Raw genomic sequence first — 22,606 nt, 5'->3', positions numbered from 1 at the left:
AAGATCATTTATTCCCATTAGCCACGCTTGGCTTGAAGTAATAAGTAAAACCCAGCATAACAAAGCGTTTTATGGGATTGGTTTGCATATCCTCTATATAACTGGCCGTAGTATTACGTACATAGGAAATATTGCGGTCCAGGAGATCAAATACCTGCAATTTCAACTGGCCCCGCGACTGAGGCAATACGGATTTTGAAATCATGGCGTTCAGCAGCAGTTGGTCGGCATTATAGCCGGGGGCGCGCCCGGTATTCAGGGTGTAGTTTATATTAGTCCCAATGGTGAATCCCAGGGGCAGGTTAATGTTGCCATCCAGAGAAAATAAATAATCGAAATAGGCAGTGTTCGCAGTTTCCTGTAAAAAGTAGTGCGCTTTATTATAAACAGCTTGCGCAGAGAGCATAAGGTCAAATAACTCATTATGTGTATAGGAAAAGCTAAGGCTTTGACTGATGCTGCTTTTGTTTACCTGACCAAGGTTACCATTGGTGTTCGCAAAATCTTTATTGAAATTGAATGAGGTACTGCTATTAATAGAAGTTCTTAAATTTTTTAAAGGGAAAGTATTCATGATATAGAGGCTTGCATTATAAGCCCCATTTACATTAACGGATTTACTTACCTGCCTTCCTAACGAATCTATATTGGTTGTACTCACAATTTTGTTGTACTCGAACGACAATGCCCCAAATGCATACAATGTTCTGGACGTTTTAGGCGCCACCGATCTAAACCCAAGGGTATAATTGTCGGTTCGGGTAGCTTTAAGGTCAGGGTTACCTATGGTAATGTACAATGGGTTACTATTGTCCGGTATAGGCCGCAACTGCTCAGTTCCAGGTGACTGGACATTACTGTTGTAGGTTGCATTGAGCTTATTATTTCTATCGAAATCATAGTTGATAAATACATTTGGGAAAATTTTAAATAAGTGGATGTCGGGATTATCCGGATGATCCGGCTTTTCGTTACTTAGTGTATTATTAATCATATCAATCCCGGCACCATACTCAAGTTTTGGCCCTTTGTATCGTAGTGTCACACCGCCGAAATTTGTCCGGGAAGAGTTGGTAAACTTCCCACTCAGCGAATCTTCAAATTTATCGTACACCAACTTCGGATAATTAAAACCATATACCTGCTTATCTAAATAATTCGATACGTTGGTATAGATATAAGAGAGATCTATGAACCAGTCCCTGATGATGGGTTGTGTATAGTTAAGGGTAGCCTGAAACACCTTATTATCTCCCTTTTGGGTATTGAACTGTTTCAGGCTATCCCCGCTTTGCTGTCCATCGCTCAGCTGATATTTGGTGTTAGAGGCGTTGAAGGCATCTGAGTGGGTGTTACCATGTCCTAAGTTGAACCCGGCAATTAGCCTGCGCCCCGGCTGTTTAAATGTCCGGTTGTAGGTCCAGTTGGTAACATAAGAGCGGGTATTCTCTTTGGAGGAGTTGTGTGTGGTACCCTTGTTGATGAGAAAATCCGGATTAACAAAAGATGAATAGTCGTTTTGAAAGTCATTGGATTTTTCTCTATAATTCAGCCGGTTCAAGATGGTCAGGGTACTCAATGAATCAATTTTATAATTGAATGTAAGATCAAGGGAATGGGCTGTATTGTTATCCAGGTTATCTGAGCTCTGGCGATAATAAAAACTTGAATCCTTTAAGAAATTCTGTCGGAGGGATCCGGTTAATACCTCTGCGCGGGTGTTATCGATGTAATAGCTCCCGCTTATATTGACTTTCTTACTGAGGGTCTGGTTATAATTTATGCCGGTGTTCAAATTCCTGGTCAGGCCGTTGCCGTTAGCGCCGGCCATATTGTCCATAAATCCATTCATGTTGTTGCCACCTGCAAGGAAGGTGAGCTGTTTATCTTTGGTAAAGTAGTTTATACTGGTTTTACCGGTAAATTTATCCGAACTACCATATCCTGCGGACAGGAAACCATTTATACTGTTCAAATGATCTTTCTTGATAGTGATGTTGATGGCTTTCTCTGTTTCCTGGTTGCCACCTGTATGCTGGCCATCCAGTTCTGGCTTTCGGTCAATCAGCTGAATTTTTTCCGCCATTCCGGCCAGCAGATTTTCGACCGCTAGCCTGGTATTGTTTCCGAAATAGGGATGCCCGTCGATCATGATGGTTTTAACAGGCTTCCCATTAATTTTAATGTTACCGTCGGGAGTGATTTCAATACCAGGGATCTTTTTTAAGAGCACTTCCATGGTGGAAGTCTCCTTTGTTTTGTAATAGCTGGCATTGTATTCCATGGTATCCACTTTCATGGAAACCGGTGAGCGGCTTTCGATCACCTCCACCTGAGACAGATTAACGCCGGTGCGGATTAATCGGATATCACCTAAGTCAGCGCTTTCCTCTTTGAAGCTACCTGGTAATGTTTTCAATAAAGGTTGGTAACCCAAATAGGTGATAAAAACAATGTAATGCCCCTGAGGAATTCCTGCGATGGCAAAGGAGCCATTATTTATGGAAAAAGAGGTAAAATGTGCGCTCGTGGAATCTTTTGCATACAGTAAATTGATCGTAGCGTCGGCCAGTGGACTTCGGGTACTTTCATCGAGAATTCTTCCCCTTATATTGTACCGGGTAGGGGTTTGCGACCGGGCACAAAGCGAGCCTAAAACAATGGTCATCAAAAGCGGCAATAGCTTCATACTGAGGGATTACATAGAGCGGTAATATCGATATTCTTATTGCAATCCTATTGCAGTATATAGGGCAGCTGCCTGATTTTTTCGACCATGGGTCCTATGCTGATTTTTTGAATTTCTATTCACAAATCATCAGAACACTTCCCATCCGGAATAATTATATTTAGTATGAAATTGTTCCACATATGTTATCATCTGTTATCACCGCTTTAAAAAAAATAGAAAACGGCTTTAAACATATCACAGAAGCTGGTGATAAAATAATAAAGGATGCCAGTCAGGATCATATGAAAACAGCTACGGCATTGATTGCTGGCGACAGTTACTAGGAGCGGATGCTGGGCGTTTATCTCCTGGGACTGTTATCGCCCGAAGATGAGAAAGCATTGCAGTTGCTTAAAACCAAAGTAGCCAAAGATGAGAACTGGCGGGTGCAGGAAATGCTGGCCAAAGCCATCGATCATTACTGCAAAGTTATTGGTTATGAAAAAGCGTTGCCGGAAATCAAACGCTGGGGGAGTGATCACAATCCTCTGCTCAACAGAGCAGTAGTGGAAGGTTTACGTATCTGGACCAGCAGATCTTACTTTAGGGAGCATCCGGAAAAGGCGATTGAGCTGATTAGTAAATTGAAATCAAAAGAAAGTGAATATCTCCGTAAGTCGGTAGGGAATGCTTTAAGAGATATCCGTAAGAAGCATGGTACGCTGGTGGAGCAGGAAGTAAAAACCTGGGACCTGTCTGTTCCGGAAATTGCGTTTACGTATAAATTAGTCATGAAATAAAAACCGGTTCATGAATCGCTGAAAAGCTTTTCATAAACCGGTTCTTTTTGGGAGGCAGCGCTGCTATTCCCAGTATTTTTCACCCTTCTTCATTTTCTCGAGGGTAGTTTCATAATTCTTTTTCTCATCACCATCCGCTTTGTTCAGGGCTTTTTCTTCCCATGCGATGGCATCGTCTTTCTTGCCGGATTTGTACAGCAGGTTAGCATAGGTGTCCATGAAAGCAGGGATTTCAGTGTCTTTGAAAGAGCGTTTGCTCCATTCCAGTGCCTGTTCTATGCACTGCATGTCATTACATTTTTCAAAGATGGTCCAGGCGTATTCATTCAGTGCCTGTGGGTCTGCTTTGTGGCCATATTTTTTCATATAGGCTACAATGTTAGCCACTGCATTGTTGGCATCTTTGATATAGCTGTAATACTGTACCTTGGTTTTCAGGATCAGTTCTTCTGCTATGCCAGGGTATTTGGCGGTAATATTCTTTTCCAGCCCGGTCCAGTCAGGAGCGCTCTGGTCTTTCTTCATCAGCTGAGGATATACTTCTTCTTTGGCTACAATTTCCATCACTTTGTCTTCCGCTTTACCGGCGCCGAGTACTTTATTTACTTTGTCGGCGTGGTGAAGGAACATATCAAAACCCACGTCCTTGCTGCTTTGGGTGAACTTGCCGATGAACTGCAGGTTTACCGGTGTGTAAAGATCTTTCTGTTGGCTCAGGTACAGTTTGGAGATGTCTGCTGCATTTTCCTGGTCATATTTGTCCAGTGCGAGGTAGGCCAGTTTGCGTAAGAACGCTGTATCTTTTTGTCCTTTTTTGAATTTATCCAGCTGTGTGTAATACTGCGTGGCAGGGGTCAGGGATGCGGCACATCTTTCAATAAACTGATCTGCTTCAGCACCACCCACCTGACGGTCTACGATATGACCATCGGGCGCAAATACCAGGAAGGTAGGATAGGCGCGGATGCTGTAATTTTTTTCAATTTCTTTGGCAGATGCATACCAGTTTTTTACGTCTTCATTATCTTTTTCTGTCTGGTCCATCTGCACTTTTACGCTGATATATTTATCATTCATAAAGTTGCCTACTTTTTCCTGTGGGAAAATGTTGGCAGACATAAACTTGCAGGGGCCGCACCAGGTAGTGAAACAGTCCATGAAAATGTATTTGTTCTCGGCCTTGGCTTTGGCTTGTACAGCAGCCCAGGTGCTGCCGTGTTCAAAATGAATCCCTTTATCCTGTGCTACCGCCAGTAGGGGTAGCAGAAAGGTAAGGAGGAGTAATTTTTTCATAATGCTTGGTTTGTGGTTTGATTTCTTACATACTAATTTAAGTCAGTTCCGGAAGAAAACCGGCCGGCCCCGGAAATTATTTGACAAGATAAGTTGACTCCAGGTGGCCAGACAAGCGTTTCCTGGCGGATATAGACTGCCTGTGTTCTTTGCCGGGCTGTAACTTTTTTGAAGGAGGTGTCGTTAAACAGATATTTCCCAAAATCCCAATCATCCGATCTATGAAACATTTTTATGTAGCAGCCTCCTTCCTTTTGTTAGCGGTAGTTTTTGTTAGCTGTAAAAAAAAGGATAAAGACACCGACCCTCTTAAGAAGTTCACCGGTAGCTGGGAAATAGTAGCAGAGCGCGGAGTAAATGGTTACCGTGTTTATGCTCCCGGAGAAGGGGCCCGAACGATGTTTAAATCAGATTATACCTATTTTAGACATGTTCCCGGTATCGCAGATGAAGAGGGGAGCTTTAAATTAACGCGTGTCAACGCAAAACCGGAACTTGATGCTCCCGCCTATGACATGATCATTTTCGGTTCTTCTTATACCAACAGTTATGTTTTTTTTAAAGATACGCTTGTATTAAGCCCTTATTCTTTTAATCCGGGTACTCCGAATTACCAGATATGGGAAACCAAGCTGGTACGGGTTCCCTAAGTGAGAATAATAAGTACGGAGCCCAAATAAAGGAGGCGGTACTCTATCACGATACCGCCTCCGCTCATTGTAAACAGTTTGATGGATCCAGGTGGATGTTAATACACTATGATGGTTTCCGTTTCCGAAACCTAAATATGCTAAACAATCTGCGTCCGGGTGTTAAATATTGTATTTTTCTATAGCACATTTGTACCTGTTTTTCGGTGATTAGTTAAATTGTGGTAAATTGTTATAGGTAAAAACTTCCGCTATGCCGGTAAAACATTATGTGCAGCAGATAGACCTTACACATCCCAAATACCTGCAACGTCTGGTAGAGAACCGGCGCGTCTTCAATTCAAACAATTGCGAATTCAATGTCTTTGAGAGTTACCAGCAAGCTTACCGGGTACCACTGACCTTTGGGGATTTTGTAATTACCAGTATGGTGCAGGGCAAAAAGATCATGCATCTGCCCGAACAGCCGGCCTTTGAATATCAACCGGGGGAATCCGTGATTGTACCTGCCAACGAAACGATGATCATCGATTTTCCGGAAGCAGCAGCAGATAATCCTACCCAATGTATTGCCCTGTCGGTAGACGAAAGCTTTATCCGCAATACCCTGGTATATCTTAATGAGTATTATAACAGCGAGCCTACAGAGAAGAATGACTGGCGCCTGCAGTTTAATAAATACCATTTCAACAACGATGCAGACGTAACTGACCTGATCAATAAACTGATCCGCATTTGTCAAAGTCCCGATCGTGGCAGGGATATTTATGCTGATCTCAACATGAAAGAGTTGCTGATCCGCATTCTGCAAAGTCAGCACCTGCAACTGGTAGCGGAAGAAAGGAACACTAACAGTAATAATACCCGCTTCCATTTTGTGCTACACTATATTCATGAACACTTAACGGAAAATATCCCGATAGATGCCCTTTGCCGAAAGGCTTACCTGAGCCGGAACATCTTTTTTAAATGGTTCAAGGAACAATTCGGCATCACTCCATTGCAATATATTAACAGGGAAAGACTAAAGCTGGCCAAGCAGTTGCTGGCCGACAGGAACAATACGGTCAGCCAGGTAAGCATGCAATGCGGGTTTAACGACACCAATTACTTCATCCGGCTGTTCAGGAGTGCCGAAGGCATTACTCCTGGTACCTACCAGCTGATTTGTTTTAAATAAGATATACAGGAAATATATTTCTTCCCCGGGTCAGGCCCGGGGAAGAAAATAATGGCATTAGTAAAATGCCGGAGGAGGATTTAATGTAAGATTCTGCCGCTGATGCCAGTAAGGATAGATAGTAGGCACTTCACTGGCGGCATCCAGTTTCTTTACCTGTTCTGTTGTCAGGTTCCAGCCGGTGGCGCCCAGGTTTTGAATGAGCTGGTCTTCATTGCGGGCTCCAATGATGATACTGGATACCGTAGGGCGTTGCAGCAGCCAGTTGAGTGATATCTGCGCCACTGTTTTACCCGTTTCTGCAGCTATTTCATCCAGTGCATCAATAATATTGTAGAACACTTCTTCTTTCACCACCGCTTCCGGTACGGGACTACCACCCTGGGCTACACGACCCTGCTGCGGAATAGGGCTGTTGCGGCGATATTTGCCACCCAGCCGGCCTGCAGCCAGCGGCGACCAAACGATAGCGCCTACTCCCTGATCAATACCTAATGGCATCAACTCCCATTCATATTCCCGGTTGGCCAGCGAATAGTATACCTGGTGTGCTACATAACGGTTCCAGCCATATTTTTCGGCAATGGCCTGCGATTTCATCAGGTGCCAGCCGGAAAAATTGGAGGCGGCAATGTAGCGTACCTTACCACTTTGCACCAGATCATCCAGCACCCGCATGGTTTCTTCCACCGGTGTAACGCCATCAAAGCCGTGCATATGGTAAATATCGATATAGTCTGTTCCAAGACGTTTCAGACTCCCTTCTATCTGCCGTAGCAAATGGAAACGGGAAGATCCCTGGTTGTTGGGAGCCTTTCCGAATGTAAAAGTAGCCTTGGTAGAAATCAGCAACTGATCTCTTTTGCCCGCAATGGCTTTGCCCAGGATTTCTTCTGAAAGACCATCAGAATAAATATCGGCGGTGTCGAACAGATTAACGCCTGCATCCAGGCAAAGATTCACCAGTCGCGTGGCCTCGTCTGCCTGTGTGCTGCCCCAGGCTTTAAAAAAATCATTGCCTCCGCCGAAGGTGGCGGTACCAAAACTAAGCACCGGTACCTGTAGCCCTGAAGCACCTAATTGTCTGTATTCCATTGGATGTAATTTTATCATTTTTATATTGATCACCTGTGTGGTGGCGTACAAAGGTCGGGGAAAGGAGGGAAGTGGTACTTGTAAATTTATGGTATATAATTGTACTTTTATGAGGACAACTCACGCTGAAGCAGATCTCCGAAGAATTTGGTTTTGCCGATGAAAGTTACCTATCTCATTTTTTCCGCAACCGGCATAAAATGACGCCGGTGTCGTTCCGTAACCGCTGAGCCGGAAAATAAGTTCCTGGTGCCGTAACGGCTGTCCTGATCCATAAGCTGCCTACATTTTCACCTACGGCCACACAAAAAAATGCTGCGTTTTAAAATTATTCCTATATTTACGTAACTGATTACGTAATTAACTACAATATGGAATTCTTTAATAAAACCGGAAAGGCAGCGCTTGGCAGCAGACTGCGTATGTTAACAGAAACCATCACTGAAGATGCCGCACAGATCTTTAAGCTGTACGACACGCCGCTGCAACCAAAATGGTTTCCCGTATTTTATGTATTATCAGAAGGAGGAGAGAAAACGATCACGGCCATCGCCCAGGAAATAGGACACTCGCATCCTTCCGTGAGCAAGATCATCACGGAAATGCGAAAGAAAGGACTGGTAGCAGAGAAAAAGGATAAGACAGATGGCCGGAGAAACATGGTGAGTCTCACAAAAAAAGGAGCCGATATCAATGCAAACCTCAAAGAGCAACTCATTGATGTGGGCAATGCCGTAGAAGCCATTTCTGCACAGGCTTCCCATGATTTGTGGAAAGCAATACAGGAATGGGAATACCTCCTGCAGCAGCAGTCGCTGTTAGACAGGGTCAGAGAACAACGAAAGAAGCGGGAGGCGGGTAACGTGCAGATCGTGGATTACGCCCCTAAATATAAATCCGCTTTCAAAGCATTAAACGAAGAATGGATTTCTACCTGGTTTAAGATGGAAGAAACGGATTATAAATCGCTGGATAACCCGGAAGGATACATCCTGAAAAAAGGCGGTCATATTTTTGTGGCGCTCTACAACGATGAACCAGTTGGGGTTTGCGCACTCATCAAGATGGATGATCCGGACTACGATTATGAACTGGCTAAGATGGCGGTATCTCCCAAAGCTCAGGGAAAAAGCATAGGATGGTTACTGGGACAGGCGATTATAAAGAAGGCAACGGCCCTTGGCGCACGAAATGTTTACCTGGAAAGCAATACCATATTAAAACCCGCTATTAGTCTGTATGAGAAGCTGGGCTTTAAAAAAGTAGCTGGCCGGCCTACACCCTATGAACGCGCAAATATACAAATGGAATTGCCGCTGAAATAAGTAGCGTTCTTCAAAATACCTGCAAATGGCTTCCGTAACAGGAGGCCATTTTTTTATCCGGCAACTGTGGGTTCCGCTAATAAATAAACAAGGATAGTGATTATTAAAATGGAACCGTATATTAGTACCCTGACGGCTGAACGCTTTTCCTATGAAGCCGGCTCTCAGACCACGTTATGCAAATAATTTAAAAACTCAAGAACATGATATCACCTGACTCTTTGGAACAGGAAGCATTTCAGACAGCTAAAAATTCTGCTAAACTATCCACGTCCTTACCGGCAAAATTTACAGAAAAGAAATACGTCATTACACTGATATTCGTCACCTCCCTCTTTATGTGCTGGGGTATTGCGCTGACGATGGGAGATGTATTGAATAAACATTTTCAAAACGTATTAGGCTTATCCAAATCACAGTCGGGGCTGGTACAGTTTTCTATTTTTGGTGCTTATGCGCTTATGTCTGTTCCCGCGGGATTGTTTATTAAAAAGATGGGATACAAAAACGGGGTGTTACTGGGCCTCACTTTATATGCCCTGGGTGCATTTCTATTTGTCCCTGCTGCCAATGCAGGTTCATTTGCCATTTTTCGTATAGCCTTATTCGTATTAGCCTGTGGTATGGCTACGCTTGAAACAGTAGCGCATCCGTTTATGGCAGCCCTGGGCGATCAGCGCACGAGTGATCAGCGTATCAACTTTGCGCAATCATTCAATGCCGTGGGCGCTATCGTAGGACCTACCATGGGCAGCTATTTTCTGCTCAGTGAAAAACAGGAAGCAGGCAATGAATTATCGTCTGTAAAAACATTATACATCTGTATAGGTGCGGTGATTGCGATCATCGCTATTGCTTTTGCGTTGGTGAAAGTGCCACCGGTAACAGATCCGCATGATGGTACAGCTGACACTACTGCAACAGGTACAGTCAGCATCCGTAAAAAATTATTCCAGCAAAAACATTTTGTATGGGCAGTAGTGGCGCAGTTCTTTAACGTGGCAGCACAGGCTGGCACCTGGGCTTTCTTTATCAACTACGGTCATGAAGTGATGCATTTCTCTGATGGGAAAGCTGGTTATTTTATGACGCTGTTCATGGGTATGATGCTGGCCGGCAGATTTGTAGGTACGGCGTTGATGCGGTTTATTGCGCCTAATAAACTCCTGGCGGCCTTTGCACTGGGAAATATCGGGATGTGTGTCCTCGCGGCACAGGGTTGGGGCTGGACTTCCTATATTGCGCTGCTGATGATTAACTTCTTCTTCAGCATCATGTATCCCACTATTTTCAGTCTCGGTTTAAAGGACCTGGGCCCGCAAACACAACAGGCTTCTTCTTTTATTGTAATGGGCATGTTTGGTGGGGCCATTTTCCCTTTCATCATGGGACGCCTGGCAGATACCAATATCGCTACCGCCTACTACCTGCCGGTCGTTTGTTATGCCGTTATTTTCCTCTTTGGATATAAGTTGTATAAACTCAGGTAAATATTTTACATCTGCTGCTAATGTCTGGCAGCAAAATGTATTTATGATTGCGAAAAGCCGTTCCTTTGTAGAACGGCTTTTCCTTGCCCGGCAACGTATGAACAAAGGAGTAAGTTGCATTGTTGCTAATACCTGGAAGAACGCGTAGGAGCTTGCCAAAACTATAGTTATGGATCGTCATCCCCAAAACATAGTGACTCGTCTTTTGTCCGCCGCCGGAATTACGGTCAACGGCCACCAACCATGGGATATACAGGTAAACAATATTGCTTTTTACGGAGAAGTACTCTACCGCGGCTCCCTGGGACTGGGAGAATCCTACATGAATAATTACTGGGACTGTGAGCGGCTGGACGACTTCTTCACAAAAATATTGCTGGCCAACCTGGATACCCGTGTTAAAAAGAGTTTCCGGTTTAAGGCAGATATTTTACTCGCCAGACTATTGAATTTTCAAACCCCTGCCAAGGCTTATCGTAATGGAAGCGCGCACTATGACACCGGCAACGACCTCTTTGAACGTATGCTGGATAAACGGATGACCTACACCTGTGCTTTCTGGGAAAATGCCCGTACCCTCGATGAGGCACAGGAACAAAAGCTGGACCTGACCTGTCGTAAACTAAAGCTGCAGCCAGGCATGCACATCCTGGACATCGGTTGTGGCTGGGGAAGCCTGGCAAAGTTTGCTGCCGAAAAATATGGTGTACGCGTAACCGGTATCACTATTTCAAAAGAACAGGCGGAACTGGCAAAAGAGCGCTGTAAGGACCTGCCCGTAGATATTCGTTTAACAGATTACCGCACGCTGCATGAACCATTTGATGCCATTGTTTCTTTGGGCATGTTTGAACACGTAGGATATAAAAACTATGATGCCTATATGAAAATGGTGCATCGTTGTCTGAAAGATGACGGGCTGTTTTTACTACATACCATCGGAGGCAACGCCCCCAATGCCTTCACCGATCAGTGGCTGAACAAATACATTTTCCCAAACGCCATGATCCCTACCATCCGCCTCATCGGGCAGTTTATAGAGGGCTTGTTTGTAATGGAACATTGGCAGAATTTCAGCATAGACTACGACCATACGCTGATGGCCTGGTATGAAAATATTTTACAGAACTGGGATAAGCTGAAAACAAAATACGATCCCACCTTTTTCCGCATGTGGAAATACTATCTCTTATCCTGTGCCGGCTCCTTCCGTGCGAGGAAAAGCCAGTTGTGGCAGATTGTGCTTTCTAAAAATGGTGTGCCTGGTGGTTATCGTTTTAAGTGACGGCATGAGTTCCCGTTTCCATTTGTACCGCCTTTAAACTACCGCCTCCACCACTTGCAGGACAAAACACCCCGGTTGCAGATAAACCCGCTTGTGTTGCCAAATATAATCCCCACGCGGAATGCAGGCTGCTACTTTTGCTGTAAACATCAAAGTATGCCAGCCTATTGTCTTGAAACTACACAACTTACCCATTATTTCCCCGGTAACGAAAGAGCCCTGGATAATATTTGTCTGCAGGTACCTATGGGCGCCATTTACGGTTTCCTCGGGCCTAATGGCGCCGGCAAAACCACCACCCTGAAACTGGTACTGGGATTACTGAAAAAGCAGCAGGGTACTATCCGCATATTAGGAGAAAGTTTTGACCAGCACCGTGTGGCTATTTTAAAACGGGTGGGCTCTCTGATTGAAAGCCCTTCTATTTATGGTCATCTGACAGCAGCAGAGAATTTATGGCTACTGCAGAAAATTTATCAATGCCCTGCCCGCCGGGTGAATAAAGTGCTGGAGTTGACAGCGCTTGCCGGTACGGGCAGCAAAAAGGCCGGCCGCTTTTCACTGGGCATGAAACAACGTCTGAGTATTGCCATTGCCATGTTGCATAACCCCTCCCTGCTGATCCTGGATGAACCCACTAATGGACTGGATCCCGGAGGCATTATTGAAATGCGGGCATTGCTCCGTCAACTGAACCAGGAAAGTAATATGACGATTCTCATCTCCAGTCATATGCTATCGGAAATAGAAAAGCTGGTTACACATGTGGGGATTATCAATAAAGGGAAATTGCTTTACCAGGGAGTCCTATCGGATCTGACAGCGGAAAGGGCCCAGCATAGCCGGGTGCGGATCGACTGCAGTGATATGGCCCACTCACTCACGCTGATAGCCGCTTGTGGGGTACATGCCAGTGTAGAACAGGATAAAATATTGCTGGAGGGAGTAAGCCGGGAGCAACTGGCAGTGATTAATCAGCGCCTCGTCAGGGAGGGGGTGCTGGTATACGAAATGAATACCCGCAGAAATGACCTCGAAGATATTTTTATGAACCTTACCAACAACTAATCATATGACCCTGACTTTTTTGCACAGCTTCCAGAGTGAGTGGATGAAGCACAAGCACTCTGCCGCCGTATGGCTTACCGTGGCCGGTGGCGCCTTTATGCCGGTCGTTATCTTAATGCGGCGCTTTTATTATTTTGATGAACTGGCTTCCAGTAACAGTGCGGCGAATATATGGCAAATGTTGTATCACAACAGCTGGCAGTTTATGGCGATGTTTCTACTGACCATGGGCGTCATATTGGTGACCAGTATGATTGGGCAACTGGAATACCGGAACAACACCTGGAAACAATTACACACTACGCCGCAGCCACTGACCACTATCTTTTTTGCTAAGTTCGCATTGATATTAGTGATGCTCTTACAGTTTTTTATCCTGTTCAATATCGGGATATACCTGGAAGGAGTAATTCCGGCACTCCTGTTTAAGAAGGTACCTTTTCCGGCGGCGCCTTTTCCTTTTGTGGCCTACCTGGTGGGGAATGGAAAGTTCTTTATAACCTGTTTACCGGTAATTGCGCTGCAGTATTTATTGAGTTTGCAGTACCGCAATTTCCTGGTGCCGGTGGGCGTGGGGTTGGCGATGTACATATTTTCCGTGATGGCAGTGAATTGGGAATATGGATTTACAATTCCGTACATTTATAGCATCTACAGCTTTAATGGGCAATACACGGATCGCATTTATATATTTTCAGTGGCATATTTTCTTCTCATAGGGCTTGCAGGATATTTGTTATTTATTTATAAAAGAGAACGGGGTTAACATGAAAAAGCCTGTCATTTATCTGTTGCATATGGGGTATTGGCTGCTCTATGGGCTGCTGATGTCTACTTTTATATCATTTATTGGTAAAGGTCATCTGTCATGGCATGAGCTATGGACTACGTTGTTTTTTTCGCCGCTGGCATTGTTTTGTTTTTTACCAGGTATATTAGGTTTCTATTCTTTCTATACTATTTTATTCAATTACTTTTTAGTTAAAAAGAGGCACCTGGCCCTGGTGGGAATGTGTATTGTTTTTGCGCTGGCAGCCGGTCTGATTACCACGTTGTTATTGGCATTGCCACTGACGCATTGGATGGGACATCCCACGCTGAGGGAGCAGCTATTCATGGCCGTTTTCCTCGCCTTGCTGGCCGCTATTCATGGCATTATAGGTTTGGTATTAAAAGGGTTTATCAGCTGGTATGGTGATATAAAGCTGAAGGAAGAGTTAAATAAAAGAAATTATGAAACAGAACTGGCACTGGTAAAATCCCAGATCAATCCGCATTTCCTGTTTAATACCATCAACAATATTGATGTACTGATAGAAAAAGATGCCACCAAAGCATCGCTGTATCTGAATAAGTTGTCGGGCATGATGCGCTTTATGCTGTATGAAACCAAAGCAGACCGGATTCCCTTACAGAAGGAGTTGGATTATATTGAAGAGTATATTGCTTTGCAGCGGATCAGAACCGCCAACAGTAGTTACGTACAATATACATTGCAGGGCGAACCAGGTAATATGATGATTGCGCCCATGTTGTTTATTGCTTACATAGAGAACGCGTTTAAACATGCGGCGCCCAGGAAGGAAGGACATGCGGTGAGCATTACGTTGTCTATTGATCAGGGCACCATTATCTTTGGCTGTGAGAATAAATACCAGCGTACATCTGAAGTGAACGGGATCCATAACGGTTTGGGCAATGAGTTGTTGCAACGCCGGCTGGCATTGTTATATCCCGGTAAGCATACTTTGGATATTTCAGATCAGGAAGGAAATTATAAAGTGAATTTAACCTTGCGTACCCATGAAAATTAACTGCATCATCATAGAAGATGAACCGCTGGCGCAGGAGCGTATCAAGGGGTACCTGCAGAAGCTGCCTTTCCTGGAGCTGATGGCTAACTTTGATAATGGCATAGATGCGCTGTTATACCTGCAGTCTAACGCGGTGGATCTTATTTTTCTGGATATTAATATAGGGGAGATATCCGGTATACAGTTGCTGCAGGCTATGCATACCAGCACGGAGGTAATTATTATTACAGCGTATCATGAATACGCGCTAAAAGGATATGAACTGAATGTCACCGATTACCTGTTGAAACCTTTTACTTTTGATCGTTTTTTGCAGGCGGTAGAGAAAGTAAAAAATAACCTGTTCCGGCGGGAAGTGGCGACAGAAAAGAAATTCATTTTTGTAAAAACAGAATACCGCCTGGAAAAGGTGCTGCTAAGTGAGGTATTGTATATTGAAGGGATGCGCGACTACCGGAAAATACATACCCTGCACAAAAAGATGATGACGCTGAAGACTTTCCGTGAGTTTGAAGCAGAACTTCCGCCAGCTATTATATGCAGGGTACATAAGTCCTTCATGGTGGCGATTGATAAAATAGATGCCATTGAAAAAGATGGCATCAAAATACAGGACCAGGTGATTCCTGTTTCTGATACTTATAAAAAGCGCTTTTACCAGTTAATTACATCAGCCATCTAAAGAATTCGGCGCGAGCGTCACTACATTAGTCCACAATGGCGTTTGAGGAGTTTTCTGATGGGTTTTGATAAATTAATGCTTCAACCTAAAAATGACCGGTGCTCTAATAATTCCTTTTATATGGTATATGTGGCAGCCACTGCCCACCCTTCCCTAACCGTTTTGTGGAAAGCAAGAGCCAAATCGTAGCTTCCATAGCCCTTTGACCCCCTGTTTTACACTGGTGCAAAACTTGTACTGCTACATAAAAACTAAGTAGCTATGAAAGAGCTGACCAACAACCCCTCAAAAAAGCATTTCTTCGAAAAAATGTCTACTAAGGTAATTGCTGCTACTGGGAGTCCCTGGGCCTTTTTTGTGGCCCTCACCGTGATTGTGGTTTGGGCAGTCAGTGGTCCGCTGTTTCACTACTCAGATACCTGGCAGCTGGTCATTAATACAAGTACTACTATCATTACTTTCCTGATGGTATTTATTATCCAGAAATCACAGAACAAAGATTCCAAATCGGTGCAATTGAAACTGAATGAACTGATTGCCGCCAATAAATCGGCCAGCAACCGGTTGATTGACGTAGAGAATTTGTCGGAAGAAGAACTGGACATCTTACATAAATACTATTGCGTGATGGTAGAAGAAACAAGGAAGAGAGTGAGTATGACGGAGTCGCATTCGGTGGAAGAAGCGATTGGTGATGCGCGAAGCAAACATGAGGAAGACCTGCTGACCCGGAAAAAAGCAAAGAAAGCGTAATTAAGACCTTCCCCGGATACGGATTATATATCCGCGATGGTCCTGCTCAGTCTCAACGCTTGTTTTACAGCAGATTTTTCAGTTTGCTGAGCACCGTCTTCATATTAATTCCTTTACCCAGCAATCCTTTCAGGAGATCACCTTCCCGGGCAAGCCGCTGCGGCAGGTTGTAAATATTGAAATCAGTTACTTTCAATCCTTTTTTTACTTCTTCCCAGCGTAATGGAGCTGAGGCGGTGGCGCCGGGTCTGGGCCGCAGGGAATAAGCGGATGCCATCGTTTGTATCTGCCTGTTTTGCAAGAAGTCCAGGTAAATTTTTCCTTTTCTTTTTGCGGGTGTTCTCAGTATACTGGTGGTGGTGGGCAAACGCCGGTTGGCAATTCCCACAATTAATTCCGCCAGCATACGGGATTGTTCGAAGGTATATTTTGCACCTAACGGAATAAGTATATGCATGCCCGTAGCTCCGGATGTTTTTACGTAAGCGTTGGCGCCGATATCGTCCAGGATACTTTTTATTTCCAGGGCCGTTTCAATCACCTGGTCAAAGGTGTTGGTATCCGGGTCCAGGTCTATGAGACAGTAGTCCGGGTAATCGGGTTTACTGATCCTGCTGTGCCAGGGATTCAGTTCTATGCAGCCTAAGTTGGCCATGTACAGCAGACTGGCTTTATCCGTGCAAACCATGAATTCTTTCGTCTCCCCATCTGAGTCGCTGGTATACGGGAATCGTTTTATCCAGCTGGCTACTTTGTCCTCTACATTTTTCTGGTAGAAGCTAAATCCTGTGATTCCTTCGGGGAAGCGGTTCAGTGACTGAGGTCTGTCTCTCAGATAGGGGAGTATATAATCGGCGATGTCCGCGTAATAGTTAATCATATCCCGTTTGGTGATCCCTTCTTTTGGCCAGTACAGTTTATCGAGGTTCGTAAATTTCAATAGTTTCCCATCTGATTTTATCTCGGCCTGGTTTTCATTTTCCGGTAAAAAAGTAGTTCGCTTGGCTACTTTTTTGGAGGGCGGTGGCGTTATCTTTACCTGTTTTTCATCTGCAGCCTTTTTATCTTCCCGCAGCCCGATAAATATGGGTTGCCGCAAAATGCCATCCTGGGTGCTTTCTGTGAACTTTACTTCACATACCAGCTCCGGTTTCAGCCAGGTAGCGGGCATATTGGTGGCCGGCTTGGGTTTAAACGGACAAACGCTTGTAATCAGTGGTTGAAATTTTATAAAGAGTGATTTGAGTTGTTGCTCACTGAATCCGCCGCCGGTATGGCCAATGTATTTCAGTACACCATTTTCATATTTTCCCAGGATGACGGCGCCAAAATGTTTACGGTTGTTTCTGCCGGCGGTATAGCCACAAATAATGGCTTCCATGTGTTGATTGTTTTTGATTTTCAACCAGCTTTCCGACCGGCGGCTCATTACATAACTGCTTTCGGCGGCTTTGGCCATAATGCCCTCCAGCCCTTTGTTAACGGCGGCCTGGTAGAAGCGGATACCGTCTCCGGTAATATGCCGGCTATAGCGTAGCAGGTCATTATCCTGCGGAATCAGCTGTTGCAATAGTTGTTTGCGTTCCAGCAATGGCAGGTGTCTGTAGTCTTTGCCATTATACCAGAGCAGATCAAACATATAATAAACGAGGTGGGCACTTTTGCCATGTTTGAAATAATTCTGCAGGGCCTGGAAGTCGGGATTGCCTTTCCCGTCTATCGCTACAATTTCGCCATCTGTTACTGCTTTAATGTTCCAGTCTTTCAGTGCGTTCGTGATAACGGCAAACTTTTCATTGAACGAGAGCTGGTTCCTGGAATGCAGCTCTACTTTCCCATTCCGGAGGTAGGCAATAGCGCGGTAGCCGTCCCATTTTATTTCGTAAAGCCAGTCCTCTTTGTCGAAGGGGGCGGCAGTAACTGCGGCCAGCATGGGTTTAACGCCTGCCGGCATAGGTGCTTTTTTTCCTTTTTTTATGATCAGGGAGATGTCATCCGCTACGGGGCTGGCTTTTTCCGGAGTCGTTTTAGCGGTCGTTCTTTTTTTAATGCTGGCTTTTGTAATGGGTTGTTCCTTATTGCTTTTCCATTCTTTGTGTGGATTTTTTGCTACCTGTTCCAGCGTTTTGCCGGAGAGCACCGATTTGTTTTTAAGCGTGATATCGTTTGTAGTGGCGTAGCAGTCTTTCAGTTTCATGAGCAGCCAGGCATTGTCGCCTCTGCCGGGGGCTTTAACGAGGGCGAAGTTGCCCTTCAGTTTTTTGCCCTGTAGGGTGAACTTCAGTTTGCCGCTGTGCAGTTGATGAAGGAGGTCATTGGTTTGTTGCTGCTTACTTCCTTTGGCTGCCTCTTCCGGGGTATAGAGCCCCGCATCCCATACAATGACGGTTCCGGCGCCGTAGTTGCCTGCGGGAATGCTGCCTTCAAAATCTTTGTAGTCGTAGGGATGATCCTCTACCATCATGGCCAGGCGTTTGATTTCCGGATCCATGGAGGGGCCTTTAGGTACTGCCCAGCTTTTCAGTACGCCTTTCATTTCAAGGCGGAAATCATAGTGAAGGTGGGAAGCATGGTGCTGCTGCACAACAAAATGTAGCACCTTGTCCGCAGCTTTGCCGCCGGCAGGTTCCGGTGTTTGGGTAAAGGTTCTTTTCTGTTTATACTTTTCTAAACTCATGACTGGGTTAGTTTAGCCGTCCGTTTACATATAACCTTCAGGGGCATGAATGGTTCAGGCATTATGGCCATTTCTGGTAGTAACGTCTCTTCCGGGCCAACGAGTACTACTATCCTGAAAAAGAAGACAACATCCGCACCAAAAAATGCAGGCCGCAGGAAATCTGTTGATGTTGGACGGTAGTTGTCAAAGTTCGTCTGCAAATAAGAGATGTTTAAATTATCATGACGGTAATGAATATACGTTTGGAAGCATCACATATTCATGCCATTTTAAAGTAAATGTTTTTCTGAATTATAAAACGGCTTTAAATTTGCCCACTGTTTTGTTTTACACCCAATGCCGACTTATATTTTGTACATGTCATGTTTTTTAAATATTCCTAAATATATCAAATGAAAAAAGTAATGTTGCTGGCTATCGCATGTATAGCGGGTTTCAGTTGTTATGCCCAAAGTTTTATGCACGGAGCAGGTGTTGTTGTATTTGTTGACAAAGCAGAAGGTTCGGATGCCGGCGTGATTGGCGGTCTGACTTATTCTCCCCGTTTTAATTTTGTAGAGAGAGATGAAATGTCGGTGTCTGTAGGTATTCCCCTGAGTGTAGGTCTTTCCGGCAGCTACTCAACTCACTATGGTGACTACGAAAGAGAATCCAATACCCTGAACTTTATGTTTAATGCACCATTGATCGTGAATCTGAACCTGGGTTGCGGAGCTACCAAACACTCACACCGCAGATTCGGATTTTTTGCAGGTGGAGGTTTTGCTTATCATTATGGTTCCAGAAGCGAAGGAATCGTTTTTTATGATGATTATAAGTCAAAGAAACAATCCAGCACCACCGGACCTACGGGTAATGCGGGTGTTCGTTTTGGTGTAGGTCGTGGTCATCACAATATTGAAGTGAAACTGGCTTACATGAAAGGTTTGAATGATGATAAGCCAAATATATTCAGCGCCGGTACGTTGTTTAACTTCTAGGAGTTGACGAATTAATATCACTGAGTGGAGGTACGGAATGGTATTTTTGCTCAGTGATTTTTTTTGTAGTAAGTTGTTTTCTGGTTGAGGTAATTTCAAATGACCAAACTGAATAATCAATCATATGGGTGCCTTTAATACACTGGATGTAAAAGCGCTTTCCTGCCCGAATTGCCATCATGTGCAGGATTGGAAGCTGCAATTTAAGTATGGCGATTGCTGGCAGCTTTCTTACAAGATGTACGATACATTAGGTTGGGGCGGAAATGATGTTGGCGATAAGAATGCATCAATTGTATTGGTGGAAGGTGTTCCCGAAAATCAATGTAGTCAGTGCTTGGAGTATGATTTTTATGCAAGGATATTTGTAGACGATAATAAGTTGGTAGCTGCCAGTCTCGTATTGAAACCACTTTTGTTCTTTGATAATCACGATGGTGATTATTTGATTATAAAGTAGTTACCCATCATTACTCATTCTATTCATTTTTATCACTTTGACCTATGTTTATCAAAAAAAGCCTTCCTTACATAGCAACTATCTGCCTGCTGCAGACTGCCTGCAATAGCAACAAAGCACCCAACAGCGGTGATTCAGCTGTGATAATAGCGAAAGCAGCGGAAGTTGCTCCCACGCCCGCAACAGACAATATCACCCAACTCATTCACAGGGCAGATAGTGTGGTTAACAGTATTAAAATGAAACAGCTTGAACAGCAGGCCGCTTATTTGGTGCGGGTTCAACCCAATGATACCCTGTTCACCCATCTCTATTTTAAAGACAAAGTGCCTGTTAAATTAAGCTATACGACCTTCGATGAGGCTGGTAAAGCTTCCGGCATCGCTTATTTTTATTTTAATGATTTCTTTTCGTTTATCCATGAACGTAGATTCCGTGATGAGGTAGTATATGCTGTGGTAACCCGCAACGGTTATTACTTTAGCTTTAGTAAAGCTGATAAAGATAATAGCCTGAAACTGGATGAGACTCCGGAAGCAGCGATTGACTACAACCTGGGTGGATTCTTAAAATACATCAATGACTTAATACAGTTATACCCCGGTTTTAAGTTTGATATTCCTGTAGTAAAGCTGAAAGGGGATTTTGCTTTAAGGGCGTTGGCACCTGTTGCCTTATATGAAAAAGCAGATACCAATTCAAGGATCGTGGGCACACTGAAGCTCGGTACAAGGATAGGATATTTAGCATCCTCCAGGGATCGGATTAGTTTCAGAGGAAAGAGGTGGATATGGTACCAGGTGAAAAGCGAAGATAAAATTGGTTGGGTAGTGGGGCATCCGGATTGGATGGAGGAGATTAGCGGAGAGGATTTTGATTGAGTGTTCCATAAAAGCTACCCTTCCACAAGGGAAGGGTAGCTGTAGATAATTTAATACCCTGTATTCTGTCCCAGTGCCGGATTCTTCGCCACTTCCGTAGCCGGAATTGGCAGCAGCACATAATAAGGCTTGTAAGAAGCTGATAGCTCCGGTTCTTCCGTAGCAGATGCTGTTACTGCCGCCTGCGGATATTTACCCCATCTGATCAGGTCTAAGCGGCGGTGTCCTTCTCCCACTAATTCCCAGGCGCGTTCCTGGTAAATTTCATTCCTGAACTGTTCCTGCGAAAGACCGGTGGCATCGTCTAAACCGGCACGTTTTCTTACTTCATTCAGGGCTGCTTCTGCCACCGCTGTATGCCCGTTTTCATTGGCAGCTTCTGCGAGCATGAGTAAAACATCGGCATATCTCAGTAAGTAGATATCCAGACCGCTGTTACGCTCTCCGGCATCCAAACGCCACCACTTTGGCCCAAACCATACATCTACTTTGTTGGTATTATCCGGGCGGAAGGCGGTACCATTATAGCCAGTGGCGATGAGAGATGCCTTCCTTTTGTCTTTTGTATTAAAGCTGTTGGCAAAGGAATGGTATGGCACATAGGAGCGATACCACGGCTTGCTGACAAAAGGTGCTGCGGCCACGGTGTTGTTGGGGGAGTAGAAGGCATGCTGGTAGCTGTTGAGCAGGTCTGTCTGGAAATCTATTTCAAAGATCGACTCCCTGTTGAATTCATTGTCGGCGCTGAATACGGCCGCATAGTCAGGGAGTAGTATATAGGTGCCGGAAGTTTTTATCTTCATGGCAGTTTCTTCCGCTTTTGCATAATCTTTGGTCCATAAATACACTTTGGTGAGCAGGGCAAGCGCTGCGCCGCTGCTGGCCCGACCGTTGTCGGAAGACGAGTAGGTGGCCGGTAGACCTGCTGCCGCTTCTGTCAGGTCGGCGATCATCTGTTTGCGGATGTCTGCCACAGGTGATCTGGGAAAGGTTTTAGACTGATCTATGCTGGCGTAGTTGCTTTCGGTATAAAGTACCGCATCTCCGAATAAACCGGTGAGGTAATAGTAGAAGAGTGACCGCAGAAATTTCGCTTCACCCAACACCCTGGTTTTGGTGGCAGCGGAAATGGCGGGCGATTTCGATACCTTATCAATGACCAGGTTAGCGGCATAGATGCCTTTATAGAAAGCACTGTACATCACCGGTGCATTGCCCGGAGATCCGGCGGTAATATTTAAGGGGCCGGGATGCGGTACCCTGATCACATCACAATTCTCATCCAGGGTTTGCCATAGCTCCTGTTGAAACAGGCGGTTAGGGTAGCTGCCCACCAGCCAGAAATAGACGCCGTTTACGCCTTGTATGGCGTCGGGATCAGATTTAAAGAACTGGTCTGGAGACAGGAAACTTTTAGGCTCTTCCGTCAACGATTTTTTGCAGGAAGTGAAAGTGGCAAATGCTATCGCTATTAAAAATATTTTCTTCATTGGTTGTTA

21 protein-coding genes are annotated in these 22,606 nt (G+C 44.7%); 16 read left to right on the top strand and 5 right to left on the bottom strand.

Features of this window, described 5'->3' with window-relative positions:
• Positions 1-4: 4 nt before the first annotated feature.
• Positions 5-2,689, bottom strand: coding sequence for a TonB-dependent receptor domain-containing protein (locus AC1DP6_RS27335; protein WP_477057702.1), 2,685 nt, complete (start codon positions 2,687-2,689; stop codon positions 5-7).
• Positions 2,690-2,871: 182 nt separating this feature from the next.
• Here AC1DP6_RS27335 and AC1DP6_RS27330 point away from each other — a divergent pair, with 182 nt between their 5' ends.
• A complete protein-coding gene (locus tag AC1DP6_RS27330) occupies positions 2,872-3,015 on the top strand; it encodes a hypothetical protein (protein WP_477057701.1) in 144 nt (47 codons plus the stop codon).
• Between the two features lie 6 nt (positions 3,016-3,021).
• Positions 3,022-3,471 carry a DNA alkylation repair protein gene (locus AC1DP6_RS27325; protein ID WP_477057700.1) on the top strand — a complete coding sequence of 150 codons (450 nt, stop codon included), beginning with the start codon at positions 3,022-3,024 and terminating at the stop codon, positions 3,469-3,471.
• Between the two features lie 63 nt (positions 3,472-3,534).
• Here the strand turns inward: AC1DP6_RS27325 and AC1DP6_RS27320 are convergent, their stop codons facing one another.
• Positions 3,535-4,764, bottom strand: coding sequence for a thioredoxin family protein (locus tag AC1DP6_RS27320; RefSeq protein WP_477057699.1), 1,230 nt, complete (start codon positions 4,762-4,764; stop codon positions 3,535-3,537).
• 221 nt (positions 4,765-4,985) lie between these two features.
• On the opposite strand from AC1DP6_RS27320, the gene AC1DP6_RS27315 reads away from it, so the two are divergent.
• Together AC1DP6_RS27315 and AC1DP6_RS27310 are read left to right on the top strand one after the other, a co-directional pair.
• Positions 4,986-5,414: a hypothetical protein gene (locus AC1DP6_RS27315; RefSeq protein WP_477057698.1), complete on the top strand. Its 429-nt coding sequence runs from the start codon at positions 4,986-4,988 to the stop codon at positions 5,412-5,414.
• A 253-nt stretch (positions 5,415-5,667) separates the two neighbouring features.
• Entirely contained in the window at positions 5,668-6,594 is a 927-nt protein-coding gene (locus AC1DP6_RS27310) for an AraC family transcriptional regulator (protein ID WP_477057697.1), read from the top strand.
• A 57-nt stretch (positions 6,595-6,651) separates the two neighbouring features.
• On the opposite strand, the gene AC1DP6_RS27305 is transcribed toward AC1DP6_RS27310, so the two are convergent.
• On the bottom strand, positions 6,652-7,689 hold the full coding sequence (locus AC1DP6_RS27305; protein WP_477057696.1) for an aldo/keto reductase: 1,038 nt from the start codon (positions 7,687-7,689) through the stop codon (positions 6,652-6,654).
• 125 nt (positions 7,690-7,814) lie between these two features.
• On the opposite strand from AC1DP6_RS27305, the gene AC1DP6_RS27300 reads away from it, so the two are divergent.
• The 9 genes from AC1DP6_RS27300 to AC1DP6_RS27260 all read left to right on the top strand — a co-directional run bounded on the left by AC1DP6_RS27300 (position 7,815) and on the right by AC1DP6_RS27260 (position 16,106).
• Positions 7,815-7,919 carry a helix-turn-helix domain-containing protein gene (locus tag AC1DP6_RS27300; RefSeq protein WP_477057707.1) on the top strand — a complete coding sequence of 35 codons (105 nt, stop codon included), beginning with the start codon at positions 7,815-7,817 and terminating at the stop codon, positions 7,917-7,919.
• A 141-nt stretch (positions 7,920-8,060) separates the two neighbouring features.
• Complete coding sequence (locus AC1DP6_RS27295) at positions 8,061-9,014, top strand: bifunctional helix-turn-helix transcriptional regulator/GNAT family N-acetyltransferase (protein WP_477057695.1); 954 nt, start codon at positions 8,061-8,063, stop codon at positions 9,012-9,014.
• A 203-nt stretch (positions 9,015-9,217) separates the two neighbouring features.
• Entirely contained in the window at positions 9,218-10,504 is a 1,287-nt protein-coding gene (gene fucP / locus AC1DP6_RS27290) for an L-fucose:H+ symporter permease (RefSeq protein WP_477057694.1), read from the top strand.
• A 169-nt stretch (positions 10,505-10,673) separates the two neighbouring features.
• A complete protein-coding gene (gene cfa, locus AC1DP6_RS27285; protein WP_477057693.1) occupies positions 10,674-11,789 on the top strand; it encodes a cyclopropane fatty acyl phospholipid synthase in 1,116 nt (371 codons plus the stop codon).
• A gap of 156 nt (positions 11,790-11,945) precedes the next feature.
• Positions 11,946-12,857, top strand: a complete 912-nt coding sequence (locus AC1DP6_RS27280) for an ATP-binding cassette domain-containing protein (protein ID WP_477057692.1) — start codon at positions 11,946-11,948, stop codon at positions 12,855-12,857.
• Between the two features lie 4 nt (positions 12,858-12,861).
• A complete protein-coding gene (locus AC1DP6_RS27275) occupies positions 12,862-13,623 on the top strand; it encodes an ABC transporter permease (RefSeq protein ID WP_477057691.1) in 762 nt (253 codons plus the stop codon).
• Between the two features lies 1 nt (position 13,624).
• Positions 13,625-14,671 carry a sensor histidine kinase gene (locus tag AC1DP6_RS27270; RefSeq protein ID WP_477057690.1) on the top strand — a complete coding sequence of 349 codons (1,047 nt, stop codon included), beginning with the start codon at positions 13,625-13,627 and terminating at the stop codon, positions 14,669-14,671.
• A complete protein-coding gene (locus tag AC1DP6_RS27265; RefSeq protein ID WP_477057689.1) occupies positions 14,661-15,353 on the top strand; it encodes a LytR/AlgR family response regulator transcription factor in 693 nt (230 codons plus the stop codon). Before AC1DP6_RS27270 ends, AC1DP6_RS27265 begins: the two co-directional genes overlap by 11 nt.
• Before the next feature lie 261 nt (positions 15,354-15,614).
• Positions 15,615-16,106 carry a low affinity iron permease family protein gene (locus tag AC1DP6_RS27260; RefSeq protein ID WP_477057688.1) on the top strand — a complete coding sequence of 164 codons (492 nt, stop codon included), beginning with the start codon at positions 15,615-15,617 and terminating at the stop codon, positions 16,104-16,106.
• Between the two features lie 64 nt (positions 16,107-16,170).
• Here AC1DP6_RS27260 and ligD read toward each other — a convergent pair whose 3' ends face one another.
• The gene (ligD, locus tag AC1DP6_RS27255; protein WP_477057687.1) at positions 16,171-18,783 is read right to left on the bottom strand and encodes a DNA ligase D; all 2,613 of its coding nucleotides are present in this window, start codon (positions 18,781-18,783) and stop codon (positions 16,171-16,173) included.
• A 395-nt stretch (positions 18,784-19,178) separates the two neighbouring features.
• Here ligD and AC1DP6_RS27250 point away from each other — a divergent pair, with 395 nt between their 5' ends.
• The 3 genes from AC1DP6_RS27250 (at position 19,179) to AC1DP6_RS27240 (ending at position 21,107) form a co-directional block, all read left to right on the top strand.
• A complete protein-coding gene (locus tag AC1DP6_RS27250; protein ID WP_477057686.1) occupies positions 19,179-19,766 on the top strand; it encodes a hypothetical protein in 588 nt (195 codons plus the stop codon).
• Between the two features lie 124 nt (positions 19,767-19,890).
• Positions 19,891-20,226 carry a hypothetical protein gene (locus AC1DP6_RS27245; protein ID WP_477057685.1) on the top strand — a complete coding sequence of 112 codons (336 nt, stop codon included), beginning with the start codon at positions 19,891-19,893 and terminating at the stop codon, positions 20,224-20,226.
• A 44-nt stretch (positions 20,227-20,270) separates the two neighbouring features.
• Positions 20,271-21,107, top strand: a complete 837-nt coding sequence (locus tag AC1DP6_RS27240) for an SH3 domain-containing protein (RefSeq protein ID WP_477057684.1) — start codon at positions 20,271-20,273, stop codon at positions 21,105-21,107.
• A 50-nt stretch (positions 21,108-21,157) separates the two neighbouring features.
• Here the strand turns inward: AC1DP6_RS27240 and AC1DP6_RS27235 are convergent, their stop codons facing one another.
• A complete protein-coding gene (locus AC1DP6_RS27235; protein WP_477057683.1) occupies positions 21,158-22,597 on the bottom strand; it encodes a RagB/SusD family nutrient uptake outer membrane protein in 1,440 nt (479 codons plus the stop codon).
• Positions 22,598-22,606 lie beyond the last annotated feature (9 nt).

Source organism: Chitinophaga sp. 01L420 (assembly GCF_056399985.1).
Note: the sequence above shows the minus strand (reverse complement) of the source record. Positions and strands in the feature narration are given on the sequence as shown.